Source organism: Paenibacillus sp. J31R122 (genome assembly GCF_056269185.1).
Genome location: NZ_JBWDNM010000002.1, coordinates 278,068 through 304,818, shown reverse-complemented (window position 1 = coordinate 304,818; position 26,751 = coordinate 278,068). Strand labels below are relative to the sequence as shown.

At 42.0% G+C, this 26,751-nt stretch carries 24 protein-coding genes and 1 pseudogene; 6 read left to right on the top strand and 19 right to left on the bottom strand.

Features of this window, described 5'->3' with window-relative positions; translation table 11 throughout:
- Nucleotides 1-98: 98 nt before the first annotated feature.
- Together AC0YN7_RS04530 and AC0YN7_RS04525 are read left to right on the top strand one after the other, a co-directional pair.
- Nucleotides 99-1,007, top strand: a complete 909-nt coding sequence (locus tag AC0YN7_RS04530; protein ID WP_475808762.1) for a TetR/AcrR family transcriptional regulator — start codon at nucleotides 99-101, stop codon at nucleotides 1,005-1,007.
- A 231-nt stretch (nucleotides 1,008-1,238) separates the two neighbouring features.
- Nucleotides 1,239-2,276: a chymotrypsin family serine protease gene (locus AC0YN7_RS04525; RefSeq protein WP_475808761.1), complete on the top strand. Its 1,038-nt coding sequence runs from the start codon at nucleotides 1,239-1,241 to the stop codon at nucleotides 2,274-2,276.
- A gap of 49 nt (nucleotides 2,277-2,325) precedes the next feature.
- Here the strand turns inward: AC0YN7_RS04525 and AC0YN7_RS04520 are convergent, their stop codons facing one another.
- The 10 genes from AC0YN7_RS04520 to AC0YN7_RS04475 form a co-directional block, all read right to left on the bottom strand.
- A complete protein-coding gene (locus AC0YN7_RS04520; protein WP_475808760.1) occupies nucleotides 2,326-2,661 on the bottom strand; it encodes a hypothetical protein in 336 nt (111 codons plus the stop codon).
- A gap of 207 nt (nucleotides 2,662-2,868) precedes the next feature.
- On the bottom strand, nucleotides 2,869-4,290 hold the full coding sequence (locus AC0YN7_RS04515) for an ABC transporter substrate-binding protein (RefSeq protein ID WP_475808759.1): 1,422 nt from the start codon (nucleotides 4,288-4,290) through the stop codon (nucleotides 2,869-2,871).
- An 82-nt stretch (nucleotides 4,291-4,372) separates the two neighbouring features.
- Entirely contained in the window at nucleotides 4,373-5,392 is a 1,020-nt protein-coding gene (locus tag AC0YN7_RS04510; RefSeq protein ID WP_475808758.1) for a dienelactone hydrolase family protein, read from the bottom strand.
- On the bottom strand, nucleotides 5,385-7,247 hold the full coding sequence (locus tag AC0YN7_RS04505; protein ID WP_475808757.1) for an NHL repeat-containing protein: 1,863 nt from the start codon (nucleotides 7,245-7,247) through the stop codon (nucleotides 5,385-5,387). The genes AC0YN7_RS04510 and AC0YN7_RS04505 overlap by 8 nt, the downstream gene beginning before the upstream one ends.
- 5 nt (nucleotides 7,248-7,252) lie before the next feature.
- Nucleotides 7,253-8,488 (bottom strand): DegT/DnrJ/EryC1/StrS family aminotransferase, encoded by a 1,236-nt coding sequence (locus tag AC0YN7_RS04500; protein WP_475808756.1) that lies wholly within the window; start codon nucleotides 8,486-8,488, stop codon nucleotides 7,253-7,255.
- Nucleotides 8,488-10,206 (bottom strand): polysaccharide deacetylase family protein, encoded by a 1,719-nt coding sequence (locus AC0YN7_RS04495; RefSeq protein WP_475808755.1) that lies wholly within the window; start codon nucleotides 10,204-10,206, stop codon nucleotides 8,488-8,490. The genes AC0YN7_RS04500 and AC0YN7_RS04495 overlap by 1 nt, the downstream gene beginning before the upstream one ends.
- 196 nt (nucleotides 10,207-10,402) lie before the next feature.
- Nucleotides 10,403-12,004 (bottom strand): extracellular solute-binding protein, encoded by a 1,602-nt coding sequence (locus AC0YN7_RS04490; protein ID WP_475808754.1) that lies wholly within the window; start codon nucleotides 12,002-12,004, stop codon nucleotides 10,403-10,405.
- 95 nt (nucleotides 12,005-12,099) lie between these two features.
- Nucleotides 12,100-12,978 carry a carbohydrate ABC transporter permease gene (locus AC0YN7_RS04485; RefSeq protein WP_475809108.1) on the bottom strand — a complete coding sequence of 293 codons (879 nt, stop codon included), beginning with the start codon at nucleotides 12,976-12,978 and terminating at the stop codon, nucleotides 12,100-12,102.
- Nucleotides 12,979-13,005: 27 nt separating this feature from the next.
- Nucleotides 13,006-13,962, bottom strand: a complete 957-nt coding sequence (locus tag AC0YN7_RS04480) for an ABC transporter permease (RefSeq protein WP_475808753.1) — start codon at nucleotides 13,960-13,962, stop codon at nucleotides 13,006-13,008.
- Between the two features lie 220 nt (nucleotides 13,963-14,182).
- Complete coding sequence (locus AC0YN7_RS04475; protein ID WP_475808752.1) at nucleotides 14,183-15,223, bottom strand: YeiH family protein; 1,041 nt, start codon at nucleotides 15,221-15,223, stop codon at nucleotides 14,183-14,185.
- Between the two features lie 175 nt (nucleotides 15,224-15,398).
- Here AC0YN7_RS04475 and AC0YN7_RS04470 point away from each other — a divergent pair, with 175 nt between their 5' ends.
- The 3 genes from AC0YN7_RS04470 (at nucleotide 15,399) to comA (ending at nucleotide 18,766) form a co-directional block, all read left to right on the top strand.
- The gene (locus AC0YN7_RS04470) at nucleotides 15,399-16,280 is read left to right on the top strand and encodes a LysR family transcriptional regulator (RefSeq protein ID WP_475808751.1); all 882 of its coding nucleotides are present in this window, start codon (nucleotides 15,399-15,401) and stop codon (nucleotides 16,278-16,280) included.
- Between the two features lie 119 nt (nucleotides 16,281-16,399).
- Entirely contained in the window at nucleotides 16,400-17,695 is a 1,296-nt protein-coding gene (locus tag AC0YN7_RS04465; protein ID WP_475808750.1) for an MFS transporter, read from the top strand.
- Between the two features lie 204 nt (nucleotides 17,696-17,899).
- Nucleotides 17,900-18,766 (top strand): phosphosulfolactate synthase, encoded by an 867-nt coding sequence (comA, locus tag AC0YN7_RS04460; protein WP_475808749.1) that lies wholly within the window; start codon nucleotides 17,900-17,902, stop codon nucleotides 18,764-18,766.
- A gap of 60 nt (nucleotides 18,767-18,826) precedes the next feature.
- On the opposite strand, the gene AC0YN7_RS04455 is transcribed toward comA, so the two are convergent.
- The 9 genes and pseudogenes from AC0YN7_RS04455 to AC0YN7_RS04415 all read right to left on the bottom strand — a co-directional run bounded on the left by AC0YN7_RS04455 (nucleotide 18,827) and on the right by AC0YN7_RS04415 (nucleotide 26,125).
- Nucleotides 18,827-19,471 (bottom strand): phosphatase PAP2 family protein, encoded by a 645-nt coding sequence (locus AC0YN7_RS04455; RefSeq protein ID WP_475808748.1) that lies wholly within the window; start codon nucleotides 19,469-19,471, stop codon nucleotides 18,827-18,829.
- A gap of 89 nt (nucleotides 19,472-19,560) precedes the next feature.
- Nucleotides 19,561-19,827: a metal-sensitive transcriptional regulator gene (locus tag AC0YN7_RS04450; RefSeq protein ID WP_475808747.1), complete on the bottom strand. Its 267-nt coding sequence runs from the start codon at nucleotides 19,825-19,827 to the stop codon at nucleotides 19,561-19,563.
- A gap of 74 nt (nucleotides 19,828-19,901) precedes the next feature.
- On the bottom strand, nucleotides 19,902-20,384 hold the full coding sequence (locus AC0YN7_RS04445) for a DsrE/DsrF/DrsH-like family protein (protein ID WP_475808746.1): 483 nt from the start codon (nucleotides 20,382-20,384) through the stop codon (nucleotides 19,902-19,904).
- A gap of 258 nt (nucleotides 20,385-20,642) precedes the next feature.
- Entirely contained in the window at nucleotides 20,643-21,659 is a 1,017-nt protein-coding gene (locus AC0YN7_RS04440) for a cytochrome d ubiquinol oxidase subunit II (RefSeq protein WP_475808745.1), read from the bottom strand.
- A 12-nt stretch (nucleotides 21,660-21,671) separates the two neighbouring features.
- Nucleotides 21,672-23,000 carry a cytochrome ubiquinol oxidase subunit I gene (locus AC0YN7_RS04435; RefSeq protein WP_475808744.1) on the bottom strand — a complete coding sequence of 443 codons (1,329 nt, stop codon included), beginning with the start codon at nucleotides 22,998-23,000 and terminating at the stop codon, nucleotides 21,672-21,674.
- Nucleotides 23,001-23,200: 200 nt separating this feature from the next.
- A complete protein-coding gene (locus tag AC0YN7_RS04430) occupies nucleotides 23,201-23,428 on the bottom strand; it encodes a sulfurtransferase TusA family protein (RefSeq protein WP_475808743.1) in 228 nt (75 codons plus the stop codon).
- Nucleotides 23,429-23,441: 13 nt separating this feature from the next.
- The gene (locus tag AC0YN7_RS04425; protein ID WP_475808742.1) at nucleotides 23,442-24,590 is read right to left on the bottom strand and encodes an MBL fold metallo-hydrolase; all 1,149 of its coding nucleotides are present in this window, start codon (nucleotides 24,588-24,590) and stop codon (nucleotides 23,442-23,444) included.
- A 90-nt stretch (nucleotides 24,591-24,680) separates the two neighbouring features.
- A complete protein-coding gene (locus tag AC0YN7_RS04420; RefSeq protein WP_475808741.1) occupies nucleotides 24,681-25,265 on the bottom strand; it encodes a sulfurtransferase TusA family protein in 585 nt (194 codons plus the stop codon).
- A 75-nt stretch (nucleotides 25,266-25,340) separates the two neighbouring features.
- Nucleotides 25,341-26,125, bottom strand: a pseudogene (locus AC0YN7_RS04415) (sulfite exporter TauE/SafE family protein).
- A 263-nt stretch (nucleotides 26,126-26,388) separates the two neighbouring features.
- On the opposite strand from AC0YN7_RS04415, the gene AC0YN7_RS04410 reads away from it, so the two are divergent.
- A complete protein-coding gene (locus tag AC0YN7_RS04410; RefSeq protein ID WP_475808740.1) occupies nucleotides 26,389-26,715 on the top strand; it encodes a YnfA family protein in 327 nt (108 codons plus the stop codon).
- Nucleotides 26,716-26,751: the final 36 nt, after the last annotated feature.

The window sequence follows — 26,751 nt, the reverse complement described above, 5'->3', positions numbered from 1 at the left end:
AAATATTAATACTCTAAAATACACAGTAATTTAGAACAAAAGTTATTATACCTCCATTTGAAACGTTGGTCAATTATCTTTAAAAAGGTGGATTTTACATGGATAAGAAAACACTGATCTTAAAATGTGCATTGGAGCAATTCGTGGAGAAAGGCTATCATCTGGCAACCATTCAAGATATTGCAGATGCAGCGGGCATCGCCAAAAGTGGAATTTATTTTTACTTCAAATCGAAGGATGAATTGTTATATGCGGTATTTGTACAATACTATGAACGATTGATGAAAGGTGTCTTCGATGCAGCTGCCCATTATGCTTCCGACTCGAAAGAGCGACTTACTCAGCAGATTATGGTTCAGTTCCAAGAGTTCACTTCTCACCACAGTCTATTATCGATTTTTTCCCAAAGCCAAGTCAACATAAGTGATGAAATCAAACATCTCTCTATGATGATGCGAACGAAGTTTTTCGTTTTTTTCCGTGATCAGATTATTGAGATGTATGGACCCCAAATTGAGCCGCATGCTTTCGATCTCTCTGTATTGATTACTTCCCTCATAAGAGAGTATATGGGATTATTTTTGTTGAATGGAGTACAGCTGCCGCAAAGAGGAGTGTCGGAGTATATTGTAGCCCGGGTGGATGATTCTGTGCAAGGCATTTTAAGCACTAAGGAAGCTCCATTGTTAACTACTAATATCATAAAGTCGATTTTTCCTGATGCGGATATTAAGGAAGGATCAGATACAACTCGACGATTGATTCATGCGCTTGAAGCACTGGTTACTCGGTTTGACGACATTCTTTTATCCGATGGAGAACGTCTTTCTATACAACAGGCAGTTGATGTAATAAAAGAAGAAGCTATAAAGTCCAAGCCACGCCGCATTATTATAGAAGGTATGGTACGACTGCTGCAGATGAACGCTGAAGGAAACGAATGGCCGCAGATGATCGCACTGAATAAAATCATTTCAGAGCTTCCTAACTATTATTCCAGCTTATAGAAGAAAAGGATGTCTCAAGTTCTTGTGATGACGCTTTGAAATAATCATCAATAATTTATAATTTTGTCTTCACAATTTAAAAGGCATCCCTCCGTTTAGCATTAAGCTTACAAGAGGGAAGCCTTTTGTTTGGTTAAATATAATACGCCGCAAATCACTTGTGGAGCCCAATCATTTTTCCTTCATCGCCAATACTATAATGTAATTTCTAAAGGAAATAGGTGAAGGAGAATGGCTACATTCGCTGCCGCAAATGCTATGAAGGAGCGCCTTGTGCGTTCCTTGCTAAAACATCCTAAAGTCCATGGCATTGGCGTAGGATATTTTAACCCCAAGCATCCAAAAAAAGGAGCAGCCGTCATCATTTACGCTGATGCGCTGTCTACTGCATCACTCTCGATTACTTCAACTCTTTCCAAGCATAGCAAGAAAACGGCCATGAATGTACCTATCCGCTTGGTAAAGACCGGAAAGATTCATGCCTATGCGAATTATCGCAGGAGAATTCGGCCGGTAAAAGCCGGTTACAGTGTTGGAACGAGTGCTGGATCAGGTACATTAGGCTTAATCGTTACGAATTTCCCAGATGCTAATCAGAGATACATTTTTAGTAATAATCACGTGCTTACCAATCCAATCAACTCCAGCAACCCCGTTGAGACGTTACAGCCGGGAGGAGCGGACAATGGAAGGCCTGTAACTGATCGGGTCGGACGGTTATCGCGTTACGTACAGTTAAGACAGAATGGGCCTAACCTCATGGATGCGGCTCTATCAATCCCAGTAAGAAACAACATCTTGAATCCCCGTTATGCAACGGTAGGTGTTGTTCCCGGGCATGTAACCACCTACCGTGTAGGTGAGCGTTTCAAGAAGGTTGGTCGAACAACGGGATTAGTATATGGAACAGTCGACTCGGTGAATACAGACCTGCAGGTCGATTATGGCAGTAATTTGGGTGTGCTTACGTTCCGGAATCAAACCGTTATCCGTGGAAGCAGTCCGATATCACTTCCAGGGGATTCCGGTTCAGTCTGGCTGAGACGATCGGATAATTTCGCTACTGCTGTGAATTATGCCGGAACCGGAGATGGACTGACATCAATTGCATACCCCGTGGATTGGTTTATGAGAAGATTTCGAACACGGGTTGCTCGCCCACAAGGTGCAGGCCAGGTTCGGATCGTGAATACTGGTAAAAAGAAATGTTCCTATGCTCGTCGGCTTACGACGAAAGATCTCTCCTCAATCAGAGTAACTCGGGTGTAAACAATGCCCTTAATCTCTCATCTAGAGAGACTAAGGGCAGCCTTGCAGATTACCGAGTTTTTGTGATCAGGTACGGAGTGACAAATCTTGTCTGGTTCGTCGGGTTCTGAATGATCAATATCCAACGATTATCACTGATCGGGAAGCTGTCCGTTGGCCAGGCGGCTAATAAAGCAGTAATGTTCCATCCTACATTGATGACTGCTCTGCCTCGACCGGCAGTGAACGTAATAGTGAGAAAACTATCAGGATCAATTTGTATAGGATTAAACACGGTACGGCGAAAGCCATCACCTAGGTTCTGATTAGCTCGAACATTTGTTGAGCGAAGCAGAATACTTTTCCCTTTGCTTACGGCTGCTTTCTTACTGAGTTTTGATTTCATTATCTGACACCTCCTTTTCTTTCATAGTTCATCATATGTAAATGATAGTTTAATAGATTGGACGAACCAACTCATCCATTTAACTAAATTTAGCAAACATATTAAGTACTAAAAAAAGCAATAAGCGCAGTCCTTGTGACTGCGCTTATTGCTTTTTATTTATTCGGGATTGCAAATTAGATTGCTAGCGCCTCTTTCGATATATTTTTACTTTAACTGACGAAAACCTGCATCAATTCGCTGACAGGCTTCTTCCGGACTTTCCATATTGGCCCACATCAAATGCATTTCATCCATCACCTGATGTAGATCATCATTTCCTACTCCAAGTCCAAGCAAGGAACGGCTGTCTGCAAGCATTCTAATAAAAGCATTATAATTTTTCGGATGGATTTCCGGGTTAAGCAGCGAATCATCCTCTGCTACAGATCGAAGTGCCGGAATCGTACAGCCGTTTCGCTTAATCAACGTTTGCGCTTCAATTCCCATCATAAAAGCAACGAATTGCTGTGCAATAGTCAAATTCTCGCTTCCACCGTTAATTGCCAATCCGCCGCCTAGCAGCAAGGTAGATTGGTTTTTCTTCCCAGGTGCTGGGACAACATTCCACTGAATAGAATGATCGCGAAATTCATTCATGAAATAATAGGTCGATAAAATCATGGCAACCCGCTCTTTAACAAACAATCGTTCCGCTATATCAGAGCTGCCATGAGAGTAAATCGGAGACACCTTATCTTTATACATCAGATCCACGCAAAACTTTAATGCCTCAACAGTATTCGGATCTGACAAATTCCATTTTCCGCTCTCATTTACGAGCTGCCCGCCATTTTGCAGAACGAACACAGGCCAACGGTTCGGAGATGACGAGAAGCAAAAGCCGTAGCTCTCTATTACTCCTGAATTATCTCCATCCTCGACAGCACTAACTGTACAACGTTTAGCTATGTCTACTAGCTCCGACCAATCCTTGATCTCGCCTTCATTGTGAAGGCCAGCTTCGTTAAACAACTTTTCGTTATAACAAACAACTACAGGAGAGAAAATAAAAGGAGTAGCATACAGCTTACCTTCTATCGTAAATAAGTCGAATACCTCCGCATAACTATCTGACAGGAGCTGTTCCGAATTAAATGGAGTCAAGAGCTCTGTCTTTTGCTTCGCATGCAGTTCTCTAATATGATAATCGGAAACCATGAATACATCGGGCCCTTCCCCATGCTCCATGCCGCTAATCAAGCTGTTCGTATAGTCTTCCTCCGGAAGAACCATTAATTGAATTCCCACATAAGGTTGACTTTTCTCATACTGATCGATTATTTTCCGAACGATGTCTATTTCATAGGAAGAAGAAAACCAGGCTAATTTCAACATCTGTCGTTGCTTGCTGCCATCTGGAAAGGCCACACGGTTTCCTTTGCCCGCTATTTTCTCAATAAAACCTTCCTGAACAAGCTCAGCCAGCACTTTTCGCACTGAGACTCTGCTTAATTGATATTTTTCACTCAATGTATTTTCAGGTAAAATAAAATCTCCCGATTGTATGTCACCTGTAATAATTCCATCTAATAATTCAGTTTTTAACCTATGGAGTTTCTCCTGAAAATCATCTTTTTTTCTTAACAAAGCAAACGCTCCCAAGTGATAGAATATCTTTATTATATCGCATCAGATGACAACCTTCCATCAATTGAAATGATGATATTTACTAAATCATCCATTTATCCAAAAATTGATAAGCTAAATAACGTATTTCTTCTGGAAAATCATGACCGCTATTACCCATTAAACCGATATATTTCTCCTCAGCATCTAGCCATCGATATAACATGTCCAATTCCATTGAACAATCTGCAATTTCTCTCCAATGAGGAAATATTTTATCATTCTGGCCACACCAATTAAATATAGGAGTTGGCGCACATAATGCGAATATTTCATGCCACTCAAATGGGATACCGCCGTTCTGAATGTCCTCGCTTAGTCGAGGAATATGAGAAAACCAATCTCGTTGTCCCCATCTATTCGGATCTAAATCTCCAGTAAAAGGACTTAAACCGCAGCTAGAAACTACGGCTTTAACACGATCATCACAGCCTGCTAAAAATATGGCGTTGTAGGCACCAAGTGAATGCCCAATTGCACCTAATCGATTCGAATTTACGTATGGCAGCTGTTGAAGCACATCAAGGGCTTGCCTATGATCATGCACCATTTTTCCTATCGCAGTTGAAGCTGGAAAACGCTCATAGAACGGGGCTGTTCGAAAAGCTTCCATCCCTCTGTCTATTCGCTCACCCGCTGTAATAACGTCCGGTGCCAGGACGACAAACCCTCGTCTAACGAGCTCTAATCCGTAAGCACGGTCTACTCTTCCTTCGGCTGAAGCTACATCCGCCTTTCCAGACTCATGTGTCGGATGTAGGGCTAAAATCGCTGGCAGATCATCTTGGATCATATTTGCTGATTTAGGGATCAACAGTAATGCAGTCACTCGATCACCGAAGCCTGTTGCATAGGTGAGATGGATGCAAGTATGATCCGATTGTTCAGTTTTGTATTGCATCTCAACATTCGTCGGCACACGATCCGGAATAAATCCAAGATATTCATGCCATATATCCGCAATCTCTCTCTTCTTTCGATCCCAATCAGTCAGTGAATCAATCTCATGCAATAAGGATGGCAGGCCGTCCTTTTCTAGCTTGGAAAATAAATATCTAATCATTAAAAACCCCCGCCTCCTTGCACTCAAGCGATAAATCATAGCTCCATAATCTGCTCTCAATGCCCATGTAAAGCTTTCCATCTTGTAAAGCTAAACCCGCTGTAAGAGTACCAGGCGAACTGCTTATATATTCCGCTTGCAAAGTAATAGGATGAATATGATACACACTTTCGCTCAGTATTCCTACTCTTCTCCCGTCATTTCCTTTAACCATTCCACTTCGTACTGGTTTACCCCATGCGGATAAATCCTGTGTATGAAGCAATTGGCCCGTATTAAGATCAAAAATGAAGTAGAGCGATTCGGAAGTAAGACCGACCAATCTATCTTCATTAGCTATGTCAATCCAAATATATTCCTTTGTTTGCTCTACAGGAGTCCATGACTGTATGATACACTTACTTTGCCAATTGAATAAATACACAGTTGCAGCTGTCTCGAGGGGCTTTGCTCCCCCAGGTGTTTCCACGCTTGTTCCACCCAGCAGGTCCCCTTGCTCTGTCTCTACCAGACAAACAGTGCTTCTATTAAGAGAAATCAGCTCATGTGAATAAAGCAAGTCTTTTCCCGTTTTTATATTATAAATACATAACCCGCCCCCAACCAATCCATAACCCGGAAATCCACCATAAATCATATGCTCTCCGTCCGAATGAGCTAGTGCGGTCCTTGGACGATGAATGATTTCATGACTGGTGACAAGCTTAGGGTTTCGTAATGCTCCATTGTTATTAATAGGTTTTGAGGTATCAAATAAATGAAAATGTCCTCCGGCATATGCAGCGCCACCGATCAAATTGCCTGATACCGCATATGCGCATATATTGCCGCCGCCCCCATACTCTATTACTTCTCCGCCATAATCCTCTAACCGGCCTTCGTTGATATGATACGAATAGAAGTGCAGCGGATGATTCGATGTCCCGTATAGTATTCCGTTCTGGCCATTAGCAATCGGAGATAATTGTGCTCCTTCACTTTTATATTGCAGGGATATTCGTCTGGTAGCGGATGTTTCCCTGTTCGCAAGAACGAGTTCACGCTCAGACAAATCGAAGCTTTGCACGATCCAATCACCCGGCAGCTGGCGATGCAGCCTGCTGAATCCACTGCCTTGATAGTAGGAGTCAGCAGCCTCATCTATGGATATGTACGCTGCGGCACCTTCTTCTAAACGTACCCTGCGGGTACTCTCAGACTTACTTTGTCCCAGTTCCCCTGTAAACTCCCATTGTCCGTACACATTGCCGTCTTTGCCTTGATATACAATACCCGATCCGCGTGTACGTTCGGCTTCAGGAATGAGCTGCTTAAGCTGTCCGCTAATCGGATGGAAGGCGATAATTGCCTTCCTTACAGTTCCTAAGCCAGCATAGATCCAACCTTTGCGATCAGCAGCTAGATAACCTGGATATTTCTGATCCTTATCAAGGCTGACCCAATTCGTCACTTTTTGTGATTCCGTGGAGTATGCATATAATTTTGAGTTTGGGTAGGAAGTGCAATAGATCGTTCCATTCATATCCTCCGCAAATCCGAAACCCATTAATTCATCAGTGTCGCCTATCTGCTTCGAGAAGATGAATCGTTCCTGAAAAGGGTCCAGCACAAGAAGATATTTGCCGGCTCCTGTATAGAACATCCCCTTGCTGTCACTGAATGACGCATACGGATACTCCTTATTGCTTTCTGGATAAAGAAGCTGCTGACATATTCCTGTTTGCGGATCCACAATTATAACAAACCCGCGGGCTGCCAGAACGACTCGCGTCTCCCCATCCGGAGCTATACATACCGCTCCCGTGCGGGATTCTACTGCATCAACTGGGATACCAAGATCTACGAATCGTTCCATAGTAATCACCCTTTGCGATAATAGTTCGATACCTTGCTTATAGCTGCGATAATCTCTTCAACATCCTGCGGCACATAAAATTCACTCAAAGGTATTTGAACAGCCGTCTCTAATATTTCTTCCGCCGTCGTGCAATCACCTTGTTCATAGATTCTATCCGTTAAATTAAATGGATAGCCGCTATTTAAATAGGCTTCGCGCTTCTGAAAGATAGGCTGCATATAGATAACCTTAGGAATGTAACCCTCCCTGTTTGGAATCCCTTCCGCCGCTAGAGCGTCGCAAAACTCTTTACGCGTACAGCTTAGTTTATTCGGAAGAAGTCGCATCATATAGAACCAATAGGTGCTTGTTGCTCCTGTTGTAATCTCGGGTATACTCAGTATATCGATACCTTTAAGACCCTCGCTTATTCGATTTCCAATGGTCTCTCGCCGTTCACATATCCATTCCAGCTTCTTCAGTTGAGCTACACCCACAGCGCCTTGCAGCTCAGTCATACGATAATTAGGAGCGAGAAACTGCGGATCCCTCTGTACCTGAGTGCCTAACCGTTGATAGTTTTTATCAGCAAAGCTGTGTGTTCGGTGATAATCTGATTCATCACCTGAATTGATCGTTACGATTCCTCCATCACCAGTCGAAATATGCTTAAAGTCGTTCGTGCTAAAGCAGCCATAATGACCAATAGTACCTGTATATCTGCCGTTATACTTAGCCAAATACGATTGAGCGCAATCTTCAATTACGATCAGTCCATGTTTATTGGCAATCTCCATAATCGGATCCATATCACATGGATTTCCTGCTAAATGTACGACGATGATTGCTTTAGTTCGAGGGGTAATGCTTGCTTCTATCGATGCTGGATCCAGATTATACGTGTGTGGATTCAAGTCAGCAAACACCGGAATCGCATTCTGATAAAGAATCCCGACTATCGTCCCTTGATCCGTTATCGGACTTGTAATGACTTCATCCCCCGCACTTACCCCAGCAGCCCCTAATGCCACATGTATGGCAGCCGTTCCGGAAGAAGCAGCTACACTGTATTTCACCCCGTACATCGTATTAAAATCGTTCAGAAACTGTTTAACCTTGCCGCCAAAATGATAAAAGAGTGTATTCTGCTCCAGCGCTTCCAGCAATTCCTTTGCTTCCTCTAAGCCGAAGCGTTTGCCTGTACCAAAGGGAGTTTCCTTCGTTATAGGTCCTCCATGCAAAGCTAGCTTGATGTCCATTATTCAATCCTCCCTGAGGCAACTGGGCTATAAGAACGAACACTCTGGAGTACGCAAGGAACTCCGAATCGCACTTCAACCATCATATCTCCAGCAGACTCCCCCTGTATCAAAGGCTTCCAGATCTGAGCATTAGGCAATTCACCGTTTACGATAAGTGCTTTGTTTTCATCAAACCCCATAAAAGTTAAGGAACGTTTACTGCGAACCCATTCATTAATCTGCTCAGCTGTCCAGAACACGAAGCCTTGTGCTCTTGCATCCTTAACAACCTTTACAAGCGCATCCCGCACAGCTGGCTGGTTGTGAATATGCGTTTGATGAAACAAGAAGTGGGCAACGCCTCGCACCCTTTTCACTTCATTTAGGAATGGCGCAATAACGGTAGTGTCTGACAGGCTTGGATGATTCAAATCCTGAGTAAGGAATCCGATCTCCAATACATTATATATGCGGTTCTTCTCGTCTGCCCAAGAAATCGGAAAATAAGGATGGCAGGTTCCGAATGGAAAACCAACATTCCCTTTTTTGCTAGGACCTCTGGTCTGATCTGACTCAATGCCGTTCTCTTCACACCAGCGGTAAAGCGTATCCCAGCCCTCGAACAGCGTATAGTGGTTTTTATTTGAAATGATCTTCTTAAGACCTGTTGCGGATTTCAACCAAGCAAGCTGACGGTCGAATTCTGCTCTGGACCAGATGCCGTTATCCAACGGTAGAGCGTTATAATGAAAGGCTAATTCATGGCCGGCATCTATTATACGTGGGTACAACGATTGGTCATAACCGGGTTCGATCATGCACCACGTAGATTGAACGCCGCATTGCTCCAATACTTCAAGCGTCGTCAGTGCCGCTTCATTAATGTTAAGGTCACTGTCATGAGAAATCATAGCTATCTGCTGTACGCCCTCGGGCCAATAATCGACAAATGGCAGATGCAAACTTTGCTCAGCCGCGAGCATTAGCAGATGACCAATCAACAATTCTCGCCAATCATCAGCGTAGGGATAAGCAAAATAAGGCATTCCTGTATCAGTTGCCTTCCGATCCCATTCCCAATCCTGCTCACACTTATCATCTGCTTTTAGCAAGCCTTCATCGATCGATCCTGTGCCGTCGTCCGCAGGAATACCGTCTTCAACTACAGGCCCGCCTCCTTGCTGCAGCCTTACAATCGTCGAAGGGATATCTACCGACCAGCGCTCAATTCTCCCATTCCCTACGCCGAAGGAAAGTAAGAGTGGACCAACTTCCGTGCCGTTAGGCTCATAAGCTAGTAGAGTACCTTGTTCCTTTATCGAATCTACTTTTTCTTCTACAGTCCATGGTTTGCCATCAAAAAAACGAAGAAAAGCATCTCTACCCATAGCTGCATCTTTTAAACCAACAGCCGCATATCCAACGGGTACACTTCTCAATTGCTTGCATCCTAATCGAGATGCCAAATAAGGTAATCCGCCATAAGAAATGACTGTCCCACCTGCAGCTGCGTACTTCCATAATTCATCTTCCACTGCCATATTACCTGTCGCGCCGGCTATAATAATATCGTATAACTGCGAACCAATCTTCACAGAATCATCGAACTCGGAGTATGGAATACCTGCATAAGTTAAAATTTCACCAATATAGCGCTGAAATACATTCATTTGCGCTTCGTGTTTCCGATTAAGGATCTGTCCATCAATATACAGACCTACTTTAGCCATTTTCATAGATGAACACACCTTTTTTCTGTAGTTTACCGATGTCATAACAGGTTTGAAGCAAGCATAATCAGCTGCCGAAGTTCTTTACGGCAAAAGCCTACGTTTCGCAGAGAAATATAAGCTGAGTATAGGGTGAAACTGATACTTTCTTATATTTTTAAAAAATCGGGCTATCGAATAGCCCGATTTTCTAATTGATTCATTATTGCTTCCAAACATGATCCGTATAGCCGCGCTCCTTGATGCTAGCATTATATTCTTCTATAATTTTGGAGCCTCCGCGTTTCAAGTACTCCTGCACCATAGCATCCCAATCCGTAATAGGACGTTGTCCTACAATCATCTTCGTCTGCTCAGCCATCAGATATTGACTTAATTCTGCACCGCTTTTGCTTTCGGTTTCAGATACGATACCAATATGTGGCGAATAATAGAGCGGGAATTTCTTATTAATATCCATTAGATCTAAAGTCGCTTGAACCAATTTAGGCTCCGTATACGCTTTCTCGAACTCCGGATCAACGCCTTTCGCGATCCAGGAAGTGCTGTCTTGGAAGTAAAGGAAAGGCTGTCTTCCCTCTTCATTTCCGATAAGTGTTTTAACGCCGTCAACCATCTCGTAGCCTGTTCCTTCTTTGCCGTTGAACCAATCAAAGTCTGCATTTGCAGAAGTTTGTTCTGCAAGTGTGTAGTTTTGACGTGAGAAATCATGCATTTCTAATATTTTCTTTAATTTATCCGGATCTTTAGCCAGCTCTTTATTCAATACATGATAACGGCTAAACCCTTTGCCAGCGACGAAGCCTTGTGTACCGTCAGGCGCTTTGAAAGGAGGCAATACCGCGAATTCCGCTTTTGGATCAATAGCCAATAGGCTCGTCATATAATCCTGTGACATACCGCGCGGAGCCATTAAAAACACGCCTGCTTTACCGGAATAGAATTCGGTATTTGTGTCCGCCCATTTCATTACTCCAAAATCAGGAGTCAATGCTTTTTCTTTGTACAGCTTGTTAAACAGTTCAATTAATTGCTTGCGTCCTTCAGAAATCATACCTGGGATGTAATTATTGTTCGCATCCTTGTGGTACCAAGCATCGAACTGCCAGTATGGCCCTTGCGCATAGTTAGGGTTAATGTTCTCACCCATCGCTAGGCCGTAAGTGTCATTTTTCTTATTGCCATCTGGATCATCCTTGGTGAAAGCAAGCAGCACATTAGCGAATTCCTCATACGTTGTCGGCACGGAAAGTCCTAGATTATTCAGCCAATCCTTCCGAATAATGTAGGAGCTCGACTCCGTTGGCGACCAAGTAGGAATCGCGTAGATTTTACCATCAATAGTAAAAGGCAAGAAAAGCTCTTCTGGAATTGCCGCAAGAGAAGGATACTCTGCAATGTAATCGTTTAATGGAAGGAAAGCACCCTGCTTAGCCCATCGATGAAAGTTCTGATCATCTGCCTTAAAACCTACCATATCCGGCATAGAACCTGAGGTTATAACGGCTGTCAGTTTCTCTGTATAGCTTTCTTGTGGAACCTTCTCTACGAAGTAATCCACATTAAAGCGCTCGTTAATTGCTTTCAGACCTTCACCTGTATTTGGCGGTGGATTTCCGAACAGAAAAGTAATCCCGCTAATTTTATGTTTTTTTTCAGGTTCTGGTGACGCGGCGTTAGTAGCTTCAGGTGATGTCGAGGGGCTATTCGTCGGATCGACTTTATTGTTATTTCCACCGGAGCAAGCTGAAACAAACACCATTGTAAAAGCCGCGAGTGAGACAAGCACTGATCGTAATTTCAAAATAAATCCTCCCTTTTTTACATAGTCATACATGCAATGCGAGTTTGGCCAACCCATTCAAGCGGCTGTCGCTGTTTCTGTGAGCATGGGGCGCTCTACCCCTTCACTGAACCGATCATCACCCCCTTGGCAAAATGCTTTTGCAGAAATGGATAGACGAGCAGAATGGGAAGCGTAGCGAGCAGAATGGCCGCCATCTGAAGCGTTATCGGCGGAGGCGCATTTTCAAGCATGTTCATCGCTTCAGCGCCAAGCGCGGCTGACGGCTCATTCACAATAACAATTTGCCTCAAAATAACTTGAATCGGCCATTTTGCTGAATCATTCAAATAGAGAATACCTTCAAAATATTTGTTCCAATGAACGACGGCATAGAACAAACCAAATGCCGCTAGCGATGGCTTTGATAAAGGCAAAATAACCTTTATGAAGGTCGTGATTTCATTCGCCCCATCAATTAACGCCGCTTCATTCAATTCTTTAGGTATCCCTAGAAAAAACTGTCGAATAACGATTAAATTAAAAGAACTAATCGCGCTAGGAATAATTAAAGCCCAAATCGAGTTCATTAGCCCTGTTTCTTTGACAACGAGATAGACCGGTATCATTCCAGCGTTGAACATAATGGTGAACACGATTAGCAATAGAATAGTTCTCTGTCCCATTGCATTTCTTGTCAAGCCATAAGCCATTGTAGTCGTAAAAAACAGATTAACCGCCGTGCCCAGTATGGTAATCCATATAGTAACTCCGATGGACCTAATGAAATTTTTGGAAGCCAATATCGTATCATAAGCAGCCATTGTCCAATGTGTTGGCCAGATAATGAACGCTTTTTCCAATACATCCTGCAAGGAGGAGAAGGAAACTGCAAAGATATGTACGAATGGGAACAGCATCAACAAGCCGATAAATATCAATAAAATAACGTTGATGGCATCCATTATTTTGTCTAACCAAGTGCGATTGTACAGCATTGTCTCTTCTCACCTGCCTGTAAACTAATATAATCCGTCCTCACCGAACTTTTTGGCCATTCGGTTTGCCAAGATGACTAATATAAGTCCTACCATACCCTTAAACATACCAACAGCAGTAGCAAAACCGATATCACCCTGTTGAATCCCTTTAAAATAAACATAAGTATCTAAGACATTTCCCGATTCCATATTGAATGGATTTAACATGAGGAAAATTTGTTCAAATCCGCTATCCATTACCGTACCTAGACGGAGTATGAAGAGAATAATGATGACGCTCTTGATCGCTGGCAGAGTAATATGCCAAATCTGTCTCAAGCGGGATGCCCCGTCCATTGCGGCTGCTTCATATAGACTAGGATTAACGCCAGCAAGTGCAGCTAGAAAAATAATGGTACCCCAACCGGATTCTTTCCAAATGACCTGTATGGTTACAATTGGCTTGAACAGTGCAGGGTCTGTTAAAAAAGGAATCGCTTGCAATCCGAAATAATTGACTAATATTGTGTTGACTAATCCTTCGCCTCTTAGAAACACAATGAAAATTCCTACAACTACAACCCATGAAAGAAAATGTGGTAAGTATACGAATGATTGAATCAAACCTTTAAAATAGCGGCTTCTAACTTCATTGATCATTAATGCAAGAAATATGGAAGCGGGAAAAGCTACAAATATTTGCAGCAATGACATTTGTACGGTATTCCATAAAACACGAATGACCTCGGCGTCCTCAAACATTCTGGAGAAATGCTGCAGCCCCACCCATTCACTATCCCAGAACCCGTTAAAGGGATTAAAATCTTTAAAGGCAATGATCAGACCGCCCATTGGGATGTAACGATATACAATGAAGTAGAGTACCCCTGGCAGCAGGAGTAAATAAATATATCTCTCTCGCCAAAATCTCTTTTTGATTCGACTCCATTTATCTCGACCGCTGGTCTTGCTTCGTATCGACATTGTAGGATGATTCATCTAATTTCGCAGTACTCCTTCCGTCTAACATACCTGTATTTTACCTGTATTTATACAAGTATGTTAGACCACAATTTTTCACTTGTCAATGATTTATTTTTTATCATGTCAGTATAGATGACTTGTATGTAAGCGTCAAACATTTACTGTCATCACACCAAAAAAATAAAACCACCGCTTGTATGACGATGGTTTCAATGACATGTAAAATTTTGTTGTATTAATTCAAACCAAACAGATGAATAAGAGCGAAACCTAACACTGCCAGCAGAACTGAACCAATTAATCCAGCGAGAAATGATCTCATGCCATAACGACGGAATGTCACGATATCTACATTAAGACCTAGACCAGCCATCGCCATGGCAAGCAGCAAATAAGCAAGTACAATCATTTGATTCGTTAGTGCAATCGGTATAAATCCGAGTGTATTCACACCGCTCATTACTAGAAAGCCAATGATAAACCACGGAATCGGGATCGACTTCCAGTTTACTTTACTTGCATGTCCATTAATCTTACGCTCTGCTCGATTTACCATAATTCCAATAACAATGGCAACTGGTACAAGCAATGCAACTCGGGTGAGTTTAACAATGACCGCCAAATCAACAGCTTCTTTACCTCCTGGCGCTGCGGCAGCTACAACATGTGCTACCTCATGAAGAGTTGCTCCGGCGAAAATTCCGTAGCCCTTATCTGATAGGCCAAGTACAGGGAATAATAAGGTATATGCAAGAGTGAAAATAGTGCCAAGGATGGCTACATTAGCAGCGCTGATTGCTGTCTCTTCATCGTTTGCTTTAAGCTGCGGTGAAATGGCTATGACGGCGGCTGCTCCACATATCGCAGTTCCACATGCCGTGAGTACACCGACCCTCTTTTCCACCTTGAATAGTTTTGAAATACCATACACCGCAAAGATAGTAAATATGATGTTAATAATTGCAATTGCCAGAACCTTCGGTCCGGCATTTACTATATCTATTAGATTAAGCTTCATTCCTAGCAGAATTATGCCATAGCGAAGCAGTTTTTTGCTCGAGAAAGAGATTCCTGCCATCGCTTGTGAAGGAACCCCGATTACCGCTCTCCAAATAATTCCTAGTAATATTGCGATGACGAGCTGCCCCATAATCGTTAAGAACGGAAGCTCTGCCAAATATTTAGCCGCTATCGCAATAACTAGTGTCATTCCTACACCTTGACAGAAACCCCAACCTATTTTCTTTTTCAATGGAAGAGCGTGTGCCTGTGCCATTGTTCTCACTCTCCTTTTCGTTATCCAATCATTCCAGTTGTTATATTGTCACTATACGACTTCCCCGCTTGGTTGTGAAATACCAATCTGCTATCTTAATGATTAGTAAAACTTATGATTGGATTGAACACTTGGGGACATGCGTTTAGAATGGAAATAATAAGGGGGTCATCAAATGATCGTAGAAACGCTTCATGTATTTATAACTGTGTCGGAGCTCAAAAATTTCTCGCGAGCGGCTGAGGTATTAAATCTTTCCCAGCCAGGTGTCAGCTTGCAAATACGCAATCTTGAAAATGAACTCGGGGCGAAGCTCATGCATCGATCACCGAAGCAGGTCAAGCTGACCGAGGCCGGTGAAATTCTTTATAAGCGGGCGAAAGTTATACTCGCTTTATATAACGAAGCAAAGCAGGACATTTTCAGGCTTCAAGATACAGTAAGCGGTTCACTTCAAGTCGGAGCTAGCTTTACCATTGGAGAATATATTTTACCACGGCTAATCGCAGAGTTTGTTGATCAATATCCACAAGTGGAAATCGGAGTTATTATCGGCAACACAGAAGAAATCATACAAGCTGTAAAGTTAAACACATTAGATCTCGGTCTTGTTGAAGGAAATGTGTCAGCAACAGAGTTGAACGTTACCCCCTATTTGAAGGATGAAATGATCTTAATTGCAGCTGCTGATCATCCGCTCTCCTCCCTCCGTATGGCTGAAACAAGCTTGCTGCAAAACCAAATATGGGTGCTTCGCGAAAACGGCTCTGGTACTCGGGTGTTTTGTGAACAGTTCATTCAACATGCCGGTCTTAATATGAAACGCTCCTATGTATTTAACAGCAGCCAGGGAGTTAAAGAAGCGGTTGCCGCTGGGTTGGGCATTGCGATGATTTCCCGATTAGTCGTGCGTAAAGAGCTGGAGTCAGGCGAAATTTCTGAAATCTTGATACAAGGAAATAGCTTGGACAGAGATTTTTCAATAATTCGAAATAAAGATCATTCAGCCACGATGGCAGTAGACGTCTTTATCCAAAAATTGCTCACAAAAAACTAATTTGCTGAAGAATTTCAGGTAACTTCTCAAAATGAATACATATCTGATGGAATGCGAATAATGAGATGAAATACCGAATATGAAAAATGCTACGTTCTCGGTAAGAGGAGCGATTACCTGTGGAAAAGACCAAATCACGAAAGCTGAATATTATGTTTGAGAGCGATATGGACTTACCAGAATCGAATGTGGCCAAAGAAAAGAAACCCAAATCCGATAAGGGATCAAAAGGACAAACTTGGGAATTTATAGCACTAGCTACTATCCCGATGGTTCTCGTATTCGGCAACTCCATGCTGGTGCCGGTTCTTCCCGAAATGCAGAGAGTGCTTGGTATAAGCAAATTCCAAAGCAGCTTGATTATTACTATTTTTTCATTAGCTGCTGGTCTATTCATTCCGATAATCGGGTATTTATCCGATCGTTTCGGGCGAAAGGTAATTATTATCCCCGCGTTGTTTATTTATGGCAGTGGTGGCATTTTGGCGGGATTAGGTGCGGTATGGAACTCTTATACGATCATTATTATAGCGAGAGCTATTCAAGGAATTGCAGCCGCAGGTACAGCACCAATCGCTATGGCTCTTGTAGGTGATATGTACGAAGGCGCGACAGAAAGCAAGGCACTTGGTTTGACTGAGGCTTCTAACGGTGCTGGCAAAGTTCTAAGCCCGATCATTGGATCCTTACTTGCATTAATTGTGTGGTACGCGTCCTTTTTCGCCTTTCCCGTGTTTTGTGCCCTCTCTTTGTTAGCCGTTATTTTTATGATAAAAGAACCCAAGCATGATCAGAAGCAAAATTTGAAGGAATACATCGGCAAAATAAAAGACTTATTTAAAGAAAAAGGCCGTTGGCTAATAACTGCTTTTTTCGCAGGCTCATTAGGCCTTTTTATTTTGTTTGGCGTGCTCTTTTATTTATCCAATATTCTGGAAGAGAAGCCCTATAACATTGATGGGGTAAAAAAAGCTTTGGTCTTAGCCATACCGCTGCTGGGCTTAGTCATTACTTCCTATACCACTGGAGCTTTAATAAAGAAAAATGGTGTATTAATTCGATGGCTCATCAATATTGGATTGCTTGCCATGACACTTTCTCTTGCGTCAACGATATTCTTTTTCAAAAACATTTACGTATTTATCGGTTTATTAACAATAAGCAGCATAGGAACCGGACTGCTTCTACCCTGTCTGAATACGATGATTACCGGCGCCGTTCAAAAAAGTGAACGAGGAATGATTACCTCCCTTTACAATTGCTTGCGATTTTTAGGAGTTGCAGCAGGTCCGCCCTTATTTGGCTGGATGATGGAGAAATCAGATCGACTTGTATTCATTACTGTATCTTCACTTTCTCTGCTTGCGCTAGGTCTCGTTTTCTTCTTAATCAAACCACCGCGTGAGATTAGCTGATTTGTTATCGGTATGCTTCAAAGATACAATTCTCTTATCATCCCCTCCACTTGTCTGTGCATATCGATCGGGTTATTTGAATTTGAGATGGTATTACTCACATGATAATATTCAAATGATTGGGCACATGCCCGGACCGACTCGCATATGATACTCCAGTCATCCGATGACGCAAGATACTTACATGAAGTGAGGGGATTTCAGATGAAATGTTTCCCAAATGCAGTTTGGCCCGCAGAACTGCATGATCCGAGCGGACAGCGCAAAGTGTTGGAACCTCAAGCCAATAACCTCAGCTCGGATCGAGTTGCCGGACGCGGTCGCACGATGGTTATTGATAAGGGTCTAGGCAGAAACGCTTTTATGGATTTAATCGAAACCGCTGCTGACTATATCGATTGCGTGAAATTCGGCTTCGGAACAGCGACTCTCTATAAGCCTGAGTTATTGCTATTCAAGATAGAGCTGGCCAAACGGAATGGCATTCTTGTAATGCCAGGCGGCACATTGTTAGAATCGGCTGTACAGCAGGATGTGGTCCCCGCGTTCTTCGATACGGTAAGTTCTTTTGGCTTTAACGGAATTGAAGTTTCTGATGGTACAATTGAGCTTTCTCGCAAAAAACGAACTGAGCTCATTCAAGAAGGCATAAAACGTGGTCTGCGTGTAGTGTCGGAGTATGGAAAAAAATTGTCAGGATCACTAATTGATGCATCTCATTTAGCTGTAACAGCTGAAGCAGACTGGGAAGCTGGAGCAGATCTAATAACAGTCGAGGCACGTGAATCTGGGATTGATGTCGGAGTGTTTGATGAAAACGGAGATTGCAGGGAAGATGTTATTGAAGCCGTTCTCAAATTTGTACCTGACACGAAACGTTTGTTGTGGGAAGCGCCGCTTAAGCAGCAACAAGTGACTCTTCTTCACAAATTCGGTTCAGACGTACATTTAGGGAATATTCCGCCAACCGATGTATTATCTCTTGAAACTATGCGACGCGGGCTTCGTTCAGATACTTTTGTATTTGGAAATAAGGAAAAACAGGCTAAAGAATATTTTTATATGATTTAAAAATCATTCAACTACGGGCGCTCTAATAGAAGAAGCGCCCTTTCCTATGTATGACCTTAATCACAAAGACTTACGTCTATCCATAAATCGTTGGTATATCCCAATGGTAACAGCTAGCCAGGTACCACTAACTAAATATCCCCCAACAATATCGCTTGGATAATGTACGCCTAAATAGATGCGGCTCACTCCAATCGCTAAGATCATAAAAGAACCTAGAACGATAAGAAGAGTACGAGTAAACGCCCCTCGAGCATGTTTCCATAATAGGAAACACAAGACACCATAAAGTGTAAATGCCGCCATAGAATGTCCGCTAGGAAAGCTATAGCCATTGGCTTCGGCGATTCGATGCAGAGTGGGACGAGCACGATGAAATATGAGCTTCAAGACGACATTCAATAACGATGAGCCAACTATAACACCTACAAAGAAAAGCAATTCCCAACGAAATCTGAAATAAGTATACAACACAACCATAATTAATATCGATATAATGGCTATAGGAATACCTGATCCAATAATAGTGAAAAAGTTCATTATTTGTGTTAAAGTATCGTTCTCCAACCCTTGGATTAAGGAAATCAATCTGTTATCGAACCAAGCAATATTTTGCTCACCAACTAAAAACGCAATTAAGGCAAATCCGAGCGCACAAACGATACTAATGATAAAGGATTTGGTAAAAACGACTTTCAAGTTCATATGCTGCTCCTTCATAATTTAACTTTGTAGTAGAAACGAAAACAGCCTAATCAAATGTGATTTAGGCTGCCTACCCTCGTTATCTGATCCTAACGGCTTTTCACTAGCAATTCTACTGCTTCCTTCACAAGCTTGCTCGTATCCCCGCCGGCCTTTTGCTCTTCCAATATGCATTGCTGCAAATTTTCTGCAACGATTTGAGCCATTGCTTTATCAGCCGCATTTCTAACCGCAGACAGCTGACTGACAACATCCTTACAGGACTTTCCCTCATCCATCAAACGAAGTACTCCTCGTACTTGTCCTTCAATTTTTCTCAATCGTGTTTTCATTTCATTTGTGTAATTGTAATCCATTATTACCCCTACCTCTCCTAAACATGTATGGGTATATTATAACTCAAAAAAAAATTCCTAACATCATTCATCAATTAGATGAACAAGTTTACCCTGCCTTGCGAAGCGTCACCCAAATATGCAGCTACTCCACCATACTCCAAGCCATCCATAAGCTCCTCTTGTTGTAAGCCAAGCAGATCCATCGTCATTGTGCATGCTACCAATTTAATTCCTTGCTCCTGCGCTAATTCGATTAATTGTGGAAGTGTTAATGCATTATGCTTTTTAATGACATGCTTAATCATTTTGGGTCCCATTCCAGCAAACTGCATTTTAGACAACCCCAATTTATTAGCGCCGCGCGGCATCATCCATCCAAATGCTTTTTCCAAAATACCTTTATTCGTTTTTATAACTTCGTCTTTACGCATCGTATTCAAACCCCAGAATGTAAAGAAAATGGTTACTTCATGATCGTATGCAGCAGCACCGTTCGCAATAATAAAAGCTGCCATTGCTTTATCATAATCACCGCTGAATAATACAATTGTTGTTTTTTGATTTGTTGATTCCATGCCGTATCATCTCCTTAGTATCTAGTACATATACCCCTATAGGTATAATACATGGCATTAATTTATTATGCAACCCCCCATTCCTTAGAAAGACATGCCAAAAGCCAGACTTTCCATCCGTAATGGAAATCTGGCCTCACTTAATAACAAATTCAATCTCACGTTATTTCCAAAAGAAGCGCAGAACAGATAGCAAAAGTAAAAAGGCAATAATGAAGCATAGCCGCATTAACCACTTATCCTGTCGATCGAATATATTCACGGCGTTTCTCCCTTAACGTATTTAATGTTGAACAAAAATAATCTGAGCAATAACCACAACGACGGAATTAGCAAGAATAAACCCGCGATAAAAGCAATGATCAGTGCTCGCCCCATAATGGGATTAGTTACGCTGGTGGAAAGAGTCAAATATGGATAGAGCAAAAATGGTAAATGAGAACTGCCATATCCAAAGAAGGCAAAGGCAAATTGCAGCATAACCAGAATAAACGCAGTGCCTAATCTTTCACGTCGCCAAATGAACCAAATTGCCACGATAAAGCAAATTAATGACATGACGAACATCCACCATAAATCCAAAGTTTGTTCAAAATGTACCCGGTTATGATTGCGCAGCGCTATAAAAACAAAGAGGCTGGATATGATTGTCGGAACACCTCCCCATAATGCAAAAGAACGCAACCACTCGAGGGCCCTCTTATCCTCTGCACGAGAAGCATAATAGGTCAGGAATGACGAGCTAATAAACAGTACACTCGAAATGGCAAGCAAGACAACAGCCCATGAGTAAGCGCTAAAGAACAGTTCTTGCAGTAGTAAAGTGACGGTATTGCCGCTAACAGATAAAAAGCCTCCCTCAGATATCGTAAATACAGTCGATAATGAAGCAGGTATGAGCAGACCAGTCGCTCCATACGCTAGCAGATAGTAGGTATTTTTTTTGGCGCCATAATTAGCAAAAGCGTAATAGGATCCTCGAATTGCAAGCAAAATAAGCGCAATACTCCCAGGGACAAGCAGAGCGGTTCCGTAATAATAAGCTGTTTCTGGGAAAAACCCGACAATACCAACAAAAAAGAACACGAAGAACACATTTGTCACTTCCCACACCGGAGACAAATATCTGGAAATTATAGGAGAGATGACGGATTCTATTCCAATTACTCTCCCATAATAAGCGTAAAATCCGGCTCCGAAATCGATGGAGGCAACGATCAAGTATCCATACAGAAATAGCCAAAGGACGGTTATTCCAAGCAATTCAATCGACATTTCGATGCCCTCCTATAAAATGATTCGACGTTCTTCCAGCTCCAGCTCTGCCGATTTGTTGCGAAACAATCGTCTCAGTACAAGCAGGCAAACGACACCCAGCAGCAAGTATAAAGCGGCGAACAGCCAAAATATAACCTCTACTTGGGGATTGGTTGTAGACGCATTTGACACGCGCATATAGCCTCTTAGTATCCATGGCTGTCTGCCTACTTCCGCGTAAAACCAGCCCAGCTCAATTGCAAACAGAGATAGAGGTCCACCAGCTAAGATGGCTCCTAGAATCCAGCGATTATAAGCATTCCATCGCTTCATTAGACTCATTATAAGGAATAATATAGGAACAATTAGCAAATAAGATCCGATTCCCACCATAGCATCAAACAAATAATGCACATACAATGGAGGCCATTCATCTTTCGGGAAATCATTTAATCCGATTACCGTTCCATTCGGGTTATTGGTAGCAAGAATACTAAGTGCCCATGGTATTTCAATTGCACCTGTTATCTCATGTGTCACTGGGTCCAATTGACCGCCAATGATTAGCGAGGCTTGCTTGCCCGTTTCGAAATGCCACTCGGCTGCAGCTAGCTTTTCCGGCTGAACTTCAGCAAGAAATTTGGCTGAGAAATCTCCGATCCATATCGTAGCACCTGCCAGGAACAATCCGGCAACCATGTTTAGTTGAATTGATTTTTTGTAATACGTATCCTTCCTCCCTTTCAACATAGCAAATGCGGCAATCATAGCTAAAACAAAGGCAGACGTCACATAAGCGGAAGACAATACATGAGCCACTTTGGAAGGCGTAGCTGGATTGAACATCGCAGCTAAAGGATCGAGATTCATTAATTTTCCATTTTCGATAGTAAACCCTTGTGGTGTATTCATAAAAGCGTTCACCATTGTAATAAACAGCGCAGATGCTGAAGATCCAATGACAATCGGAATCGTTAGCAGCCAATGAAGATACGGATTTGAAAATCGGTTCCACGTATAGAGATAGATGCCAAGAAAAATCGCTTCAAAGAAAAAGGCGAAGGTTTCTAGGAAGAGCGGCAAGCTGACCACGTTGCCTGCAAAACGCATAAATTCTGGCCATAATAAGCTTAGCTGCAGTCCAATACATGTACCAGTAACGACACCAACCGCTACGGTTATTACAAAACCACGAGTCCATCTGCGTGCCATAAGTGTATAATGAGGATCTTTTTTTCGAATGCCCATCCATTCAGCTATGGATATGAAAATCGGTACGCCGACCCCTATTGTGGCAAACAATATATGAAAGGCAAGTGTCATTTCCGTTAATCCGCGGCTCCACTGTACTGTGTTCACTTTTACCCCTCCTGATTGCACCATTTAAAGTCAATTCATCGTTTAATATCCCTCTCTATTTCCAAAAGTATGCAGAGAAGATCTCGTACAGTGATCTATGGGTTGTACATCCTATAATGAAAAAAAGCCTCAGAAGTGTTTCCTCCTGAGACTCGTTTTGTTTGCTATATATCGGTATGATTCATAGTAATCAAATAAATTTAGATTTTTTTCACAAAAAATTTGTATAAACCGTTTTCTACCTCATGCTTAATGAGCTCATTTTTAGTTTGACTTACCCACGCTTGAAAATCGTTGACGGAGCCTTTATCCGTTGATAAAACTTCCATTACTTGCCCGGCCTCCAAGCCGTCCAGTGCTTTTTTTGCTTTGACAATTGGCATTGGACATGCCATGCCTCTTGTATCTACAGTTAGATCTGTTTTCATTTGTAACTCCTCCTTAGTTATCGTGAACTGCACAGCGGTTTGGACCTATTTCCATATCTCGTTGTTCTTTACTGCTTGGTGTGATTTTACCCATATTGGTTTGACGGATTTCCTGATATGCATTTGGCTGCTGTGGCAAGTTTTTGGTTACCATGCTTCTAAACTGTTGTTCATTATCTATTTGCAAGCCTTGATTCTTCTCATAAAGATCGGATAATCGAGCGGATACATGGCCTCTTTCACCTAATTCCGTTATTTTCCCAAAGTGAGCCGGAAGAACTATTAAATTTTGGGACAACTCTTTATAACGTTCATACAAGGTCTGGCGTAGATCACCTACCCAGTCTTCTGCTAAACCAGCAAGATCCGGACGACCAATGGATTCGATAAATAGTATATCACCCGATAGTAAATACTGATCATCAATGATTAATGATGTGCTTCCAATCGTATGGCCTGGAGAGTAGACCGGTTGAATGTTAATGATCGTATCTTCTACTGTAATCATCTGACCATCTTCCAACCTAGCATAATCAAACGTAACTTCTGCAGCATCTTTAGGAGGCAGCCAATAGGTTGCGTCCATCTTCTCTGCTAATATTTTGCCACCTGAAATATGATCCGCGTGTAGATGTGTGTCAATGGTATGCTTGATTTTCACACCTTTTTCCTCAGCAAAGCGCTCATAAACCTCTGTCATTCTAAGCGTATCCACGATTACGGCTTCCCCATTTGAGATAATCATATAGGAGAGGCAGCCTTTGCCGATCCGCACAAATTGATAAATAGATCCGCCATCTCGAAGATCACCAATTTTAACTGGTTCCATATGTTCACTCCACGACTTCATACCGCCTTCCAAATAATAAATGTTTGTACGGCCGGCTTCAGCAAGCTGTTCGGCGACAAATTTGGATGACCCTTCTTTGGCGCAAACAACAAGGATTTTTCCACCATGAGGAATTTGATCAAGTGCAGAATCTACCCCATCCAATAAATCGAAATAAGGAATATTAATGACGTCAATTCTATGTCCTTCAATTTTCCAATCTTTAAAATCGCTTTCGTTTCGAACGTCTAAAATAAAAAGCTCCTGCCTACATATGACATGTTCCGCCAATTCACCAGCTGTCATTGGATTTATTGTTTTAGACGTAGTCATTTCGTAATTCCCCCTTTAAACAATTTAGAATGATAATGAAATATTGGCGTCCTTAGTGAAATCAAGGAATGTAACAGCCAGTTAGTGTACTTAATTACTTTTTTCTGTAGGTCCTGTCCAAGTCGACATGCCTGAAATGACATTTTTCAACTGTTTAAAACCTTTTTCTTCTAGTAATTGGCAAGCTAAGTCACTTCTAGTTCCTGTACGGCAGATGACATGAATCTCTTCAATTGGACTAAGCTCATGAATTCGATTTTCTAATTCACCAAGTGGTATAGAAAACGATCCCGGAATTCGATTGAATGCATATTCCGCTTGTTCACGCACGTCCAGAATGAATACTTTTTCATCCTCACTAATCTTTTTCACCAATTCCTCATTTGTTATAGTAAACGGGTATTTGGTTTCTTCCTTTACTTCTATAGGACTTGATTTCCGAAGGTAATGCTTTAATACCTCACCCTCTTCTACCGTTCCCAAGTACTGATGACCTGTATTTTTAGCCCAGCCTTGCATATCAGCTAGCGATCCTTTATCTGTAGCCTGTACTTCAATAACCTGCCCTGCTTCCAGCAGGTCTACTGCTTTTTTTGTTCTGACAATAGGCATTGGACATGCAAGTCCTTTGCAATCTAATATTTTATCTGCTTTTATCTCTGAATGTGTAGACATTCCTCACACCTCCGTATTATTTTTTGAAAACAATTTCATTCAAAATGGTAAGGTATTTCATAGACACGAAGCTTGTCAAAAAATAATATCAATCCAAATCTTTATTACCGTAGCCGTTATCAAAACTGCTAATATCCATTGAAGTATTTTAATGTTAACTTTTTGACCTAGCTTCGCACCTATTGGAGCAGCAATTATGCTGGCAATGACCATTATGATTGATGGTATGAGCAGCATATGTCCGCCCATTAGTTTCCCTGACGTTGAGCCTATTGAAGAAATAAATGTAATCGCCAGGGAAGAAGCAATTGCAACACGTGTAGGAATTTTAAGGATAACTAACATTATTGGAATCGTAATAAAAGCACCTGCCGCACCTACAATTCCGGATAATCCACCAACGATTAATGCGGAGATTGCAGCAACGCTCCCATTAAAATGAACTTTCGAATAGTCATCACTCTCTACCTCTTTCTTAGGTAGAAATATCATAATGGCCGCAACGAGAGCCATAACTGCATAGGTGAAATTGATTGCCGAATCTGGTAGAAACTTCGAACCGTATCCACCGATAAAGCTGCCTACAACAATGGGGATACCCATAAATAGAACCAGTTTTTTGTTGATCGTTTTCCCTTTGCGATAAGCGAACATACCGGCTAAGGTTGCAAAGAAAACTTGTACCGCACTTATTGCTGAAACCTCTTGTGCAGAAAAAGCTACAAATCCTAGAGCTGGTGGGATATACAGCAGCATTGGATACTTAATTATTGAGCCTCCAATACAACCATTCCTGAAATAAAAGATCCTATGAAGCCTATTGCAAACAACATTAAAATCCAATTAAGGTCCCATCCCATGATAACTCCTTCCTCGGATATGATTATTGTTTTCATATCCGGAAATTCATAGTTGTACGATTGATCATTTCAGATTAATTTCTCATCCCTCCCAGCGCTCGTACATATACCCCTATGGGTATAATATTAGTCGTGAAATATTGTTTTGTCAAACTTCTTTCATTCTCGTTGCATAAGAAACTAACGATTCACAAGCTTTCATTTGCTCCACTACATTATCGATACTATAATTTTATTAAGTTAATGGAAAGGAGCGAACGTAATTGTTTTTAACGATTCTATTATTCGTAATCGCAGGTCTTGCTGAGATTGGCGGTGGTTATTTAGTATGGCTCTCGCTGCGTGAATCCAAGCCTCTTTGGTATGGTATTGTAGGTGGTATAACTCTCATCTTGTACGGCATCATTCCAACGCTTCAGAGCTTTCCAGCATTTGGACGAGTCTATGCGGCTTACGGCGGCGTGTTTATCATTCTTGCCGTGTTTTGGGGATGGTTGGTCGATAAAAAAACGCCGGACATGTACGACTGGATCGGAGCCGCTGTTTGCGTCGCCGGAGTCTCTATTATGCTTTGGGCTCCTAGAAGTTAATTTAAAATCGAAAAAACACCCTTAATGTATCATTGG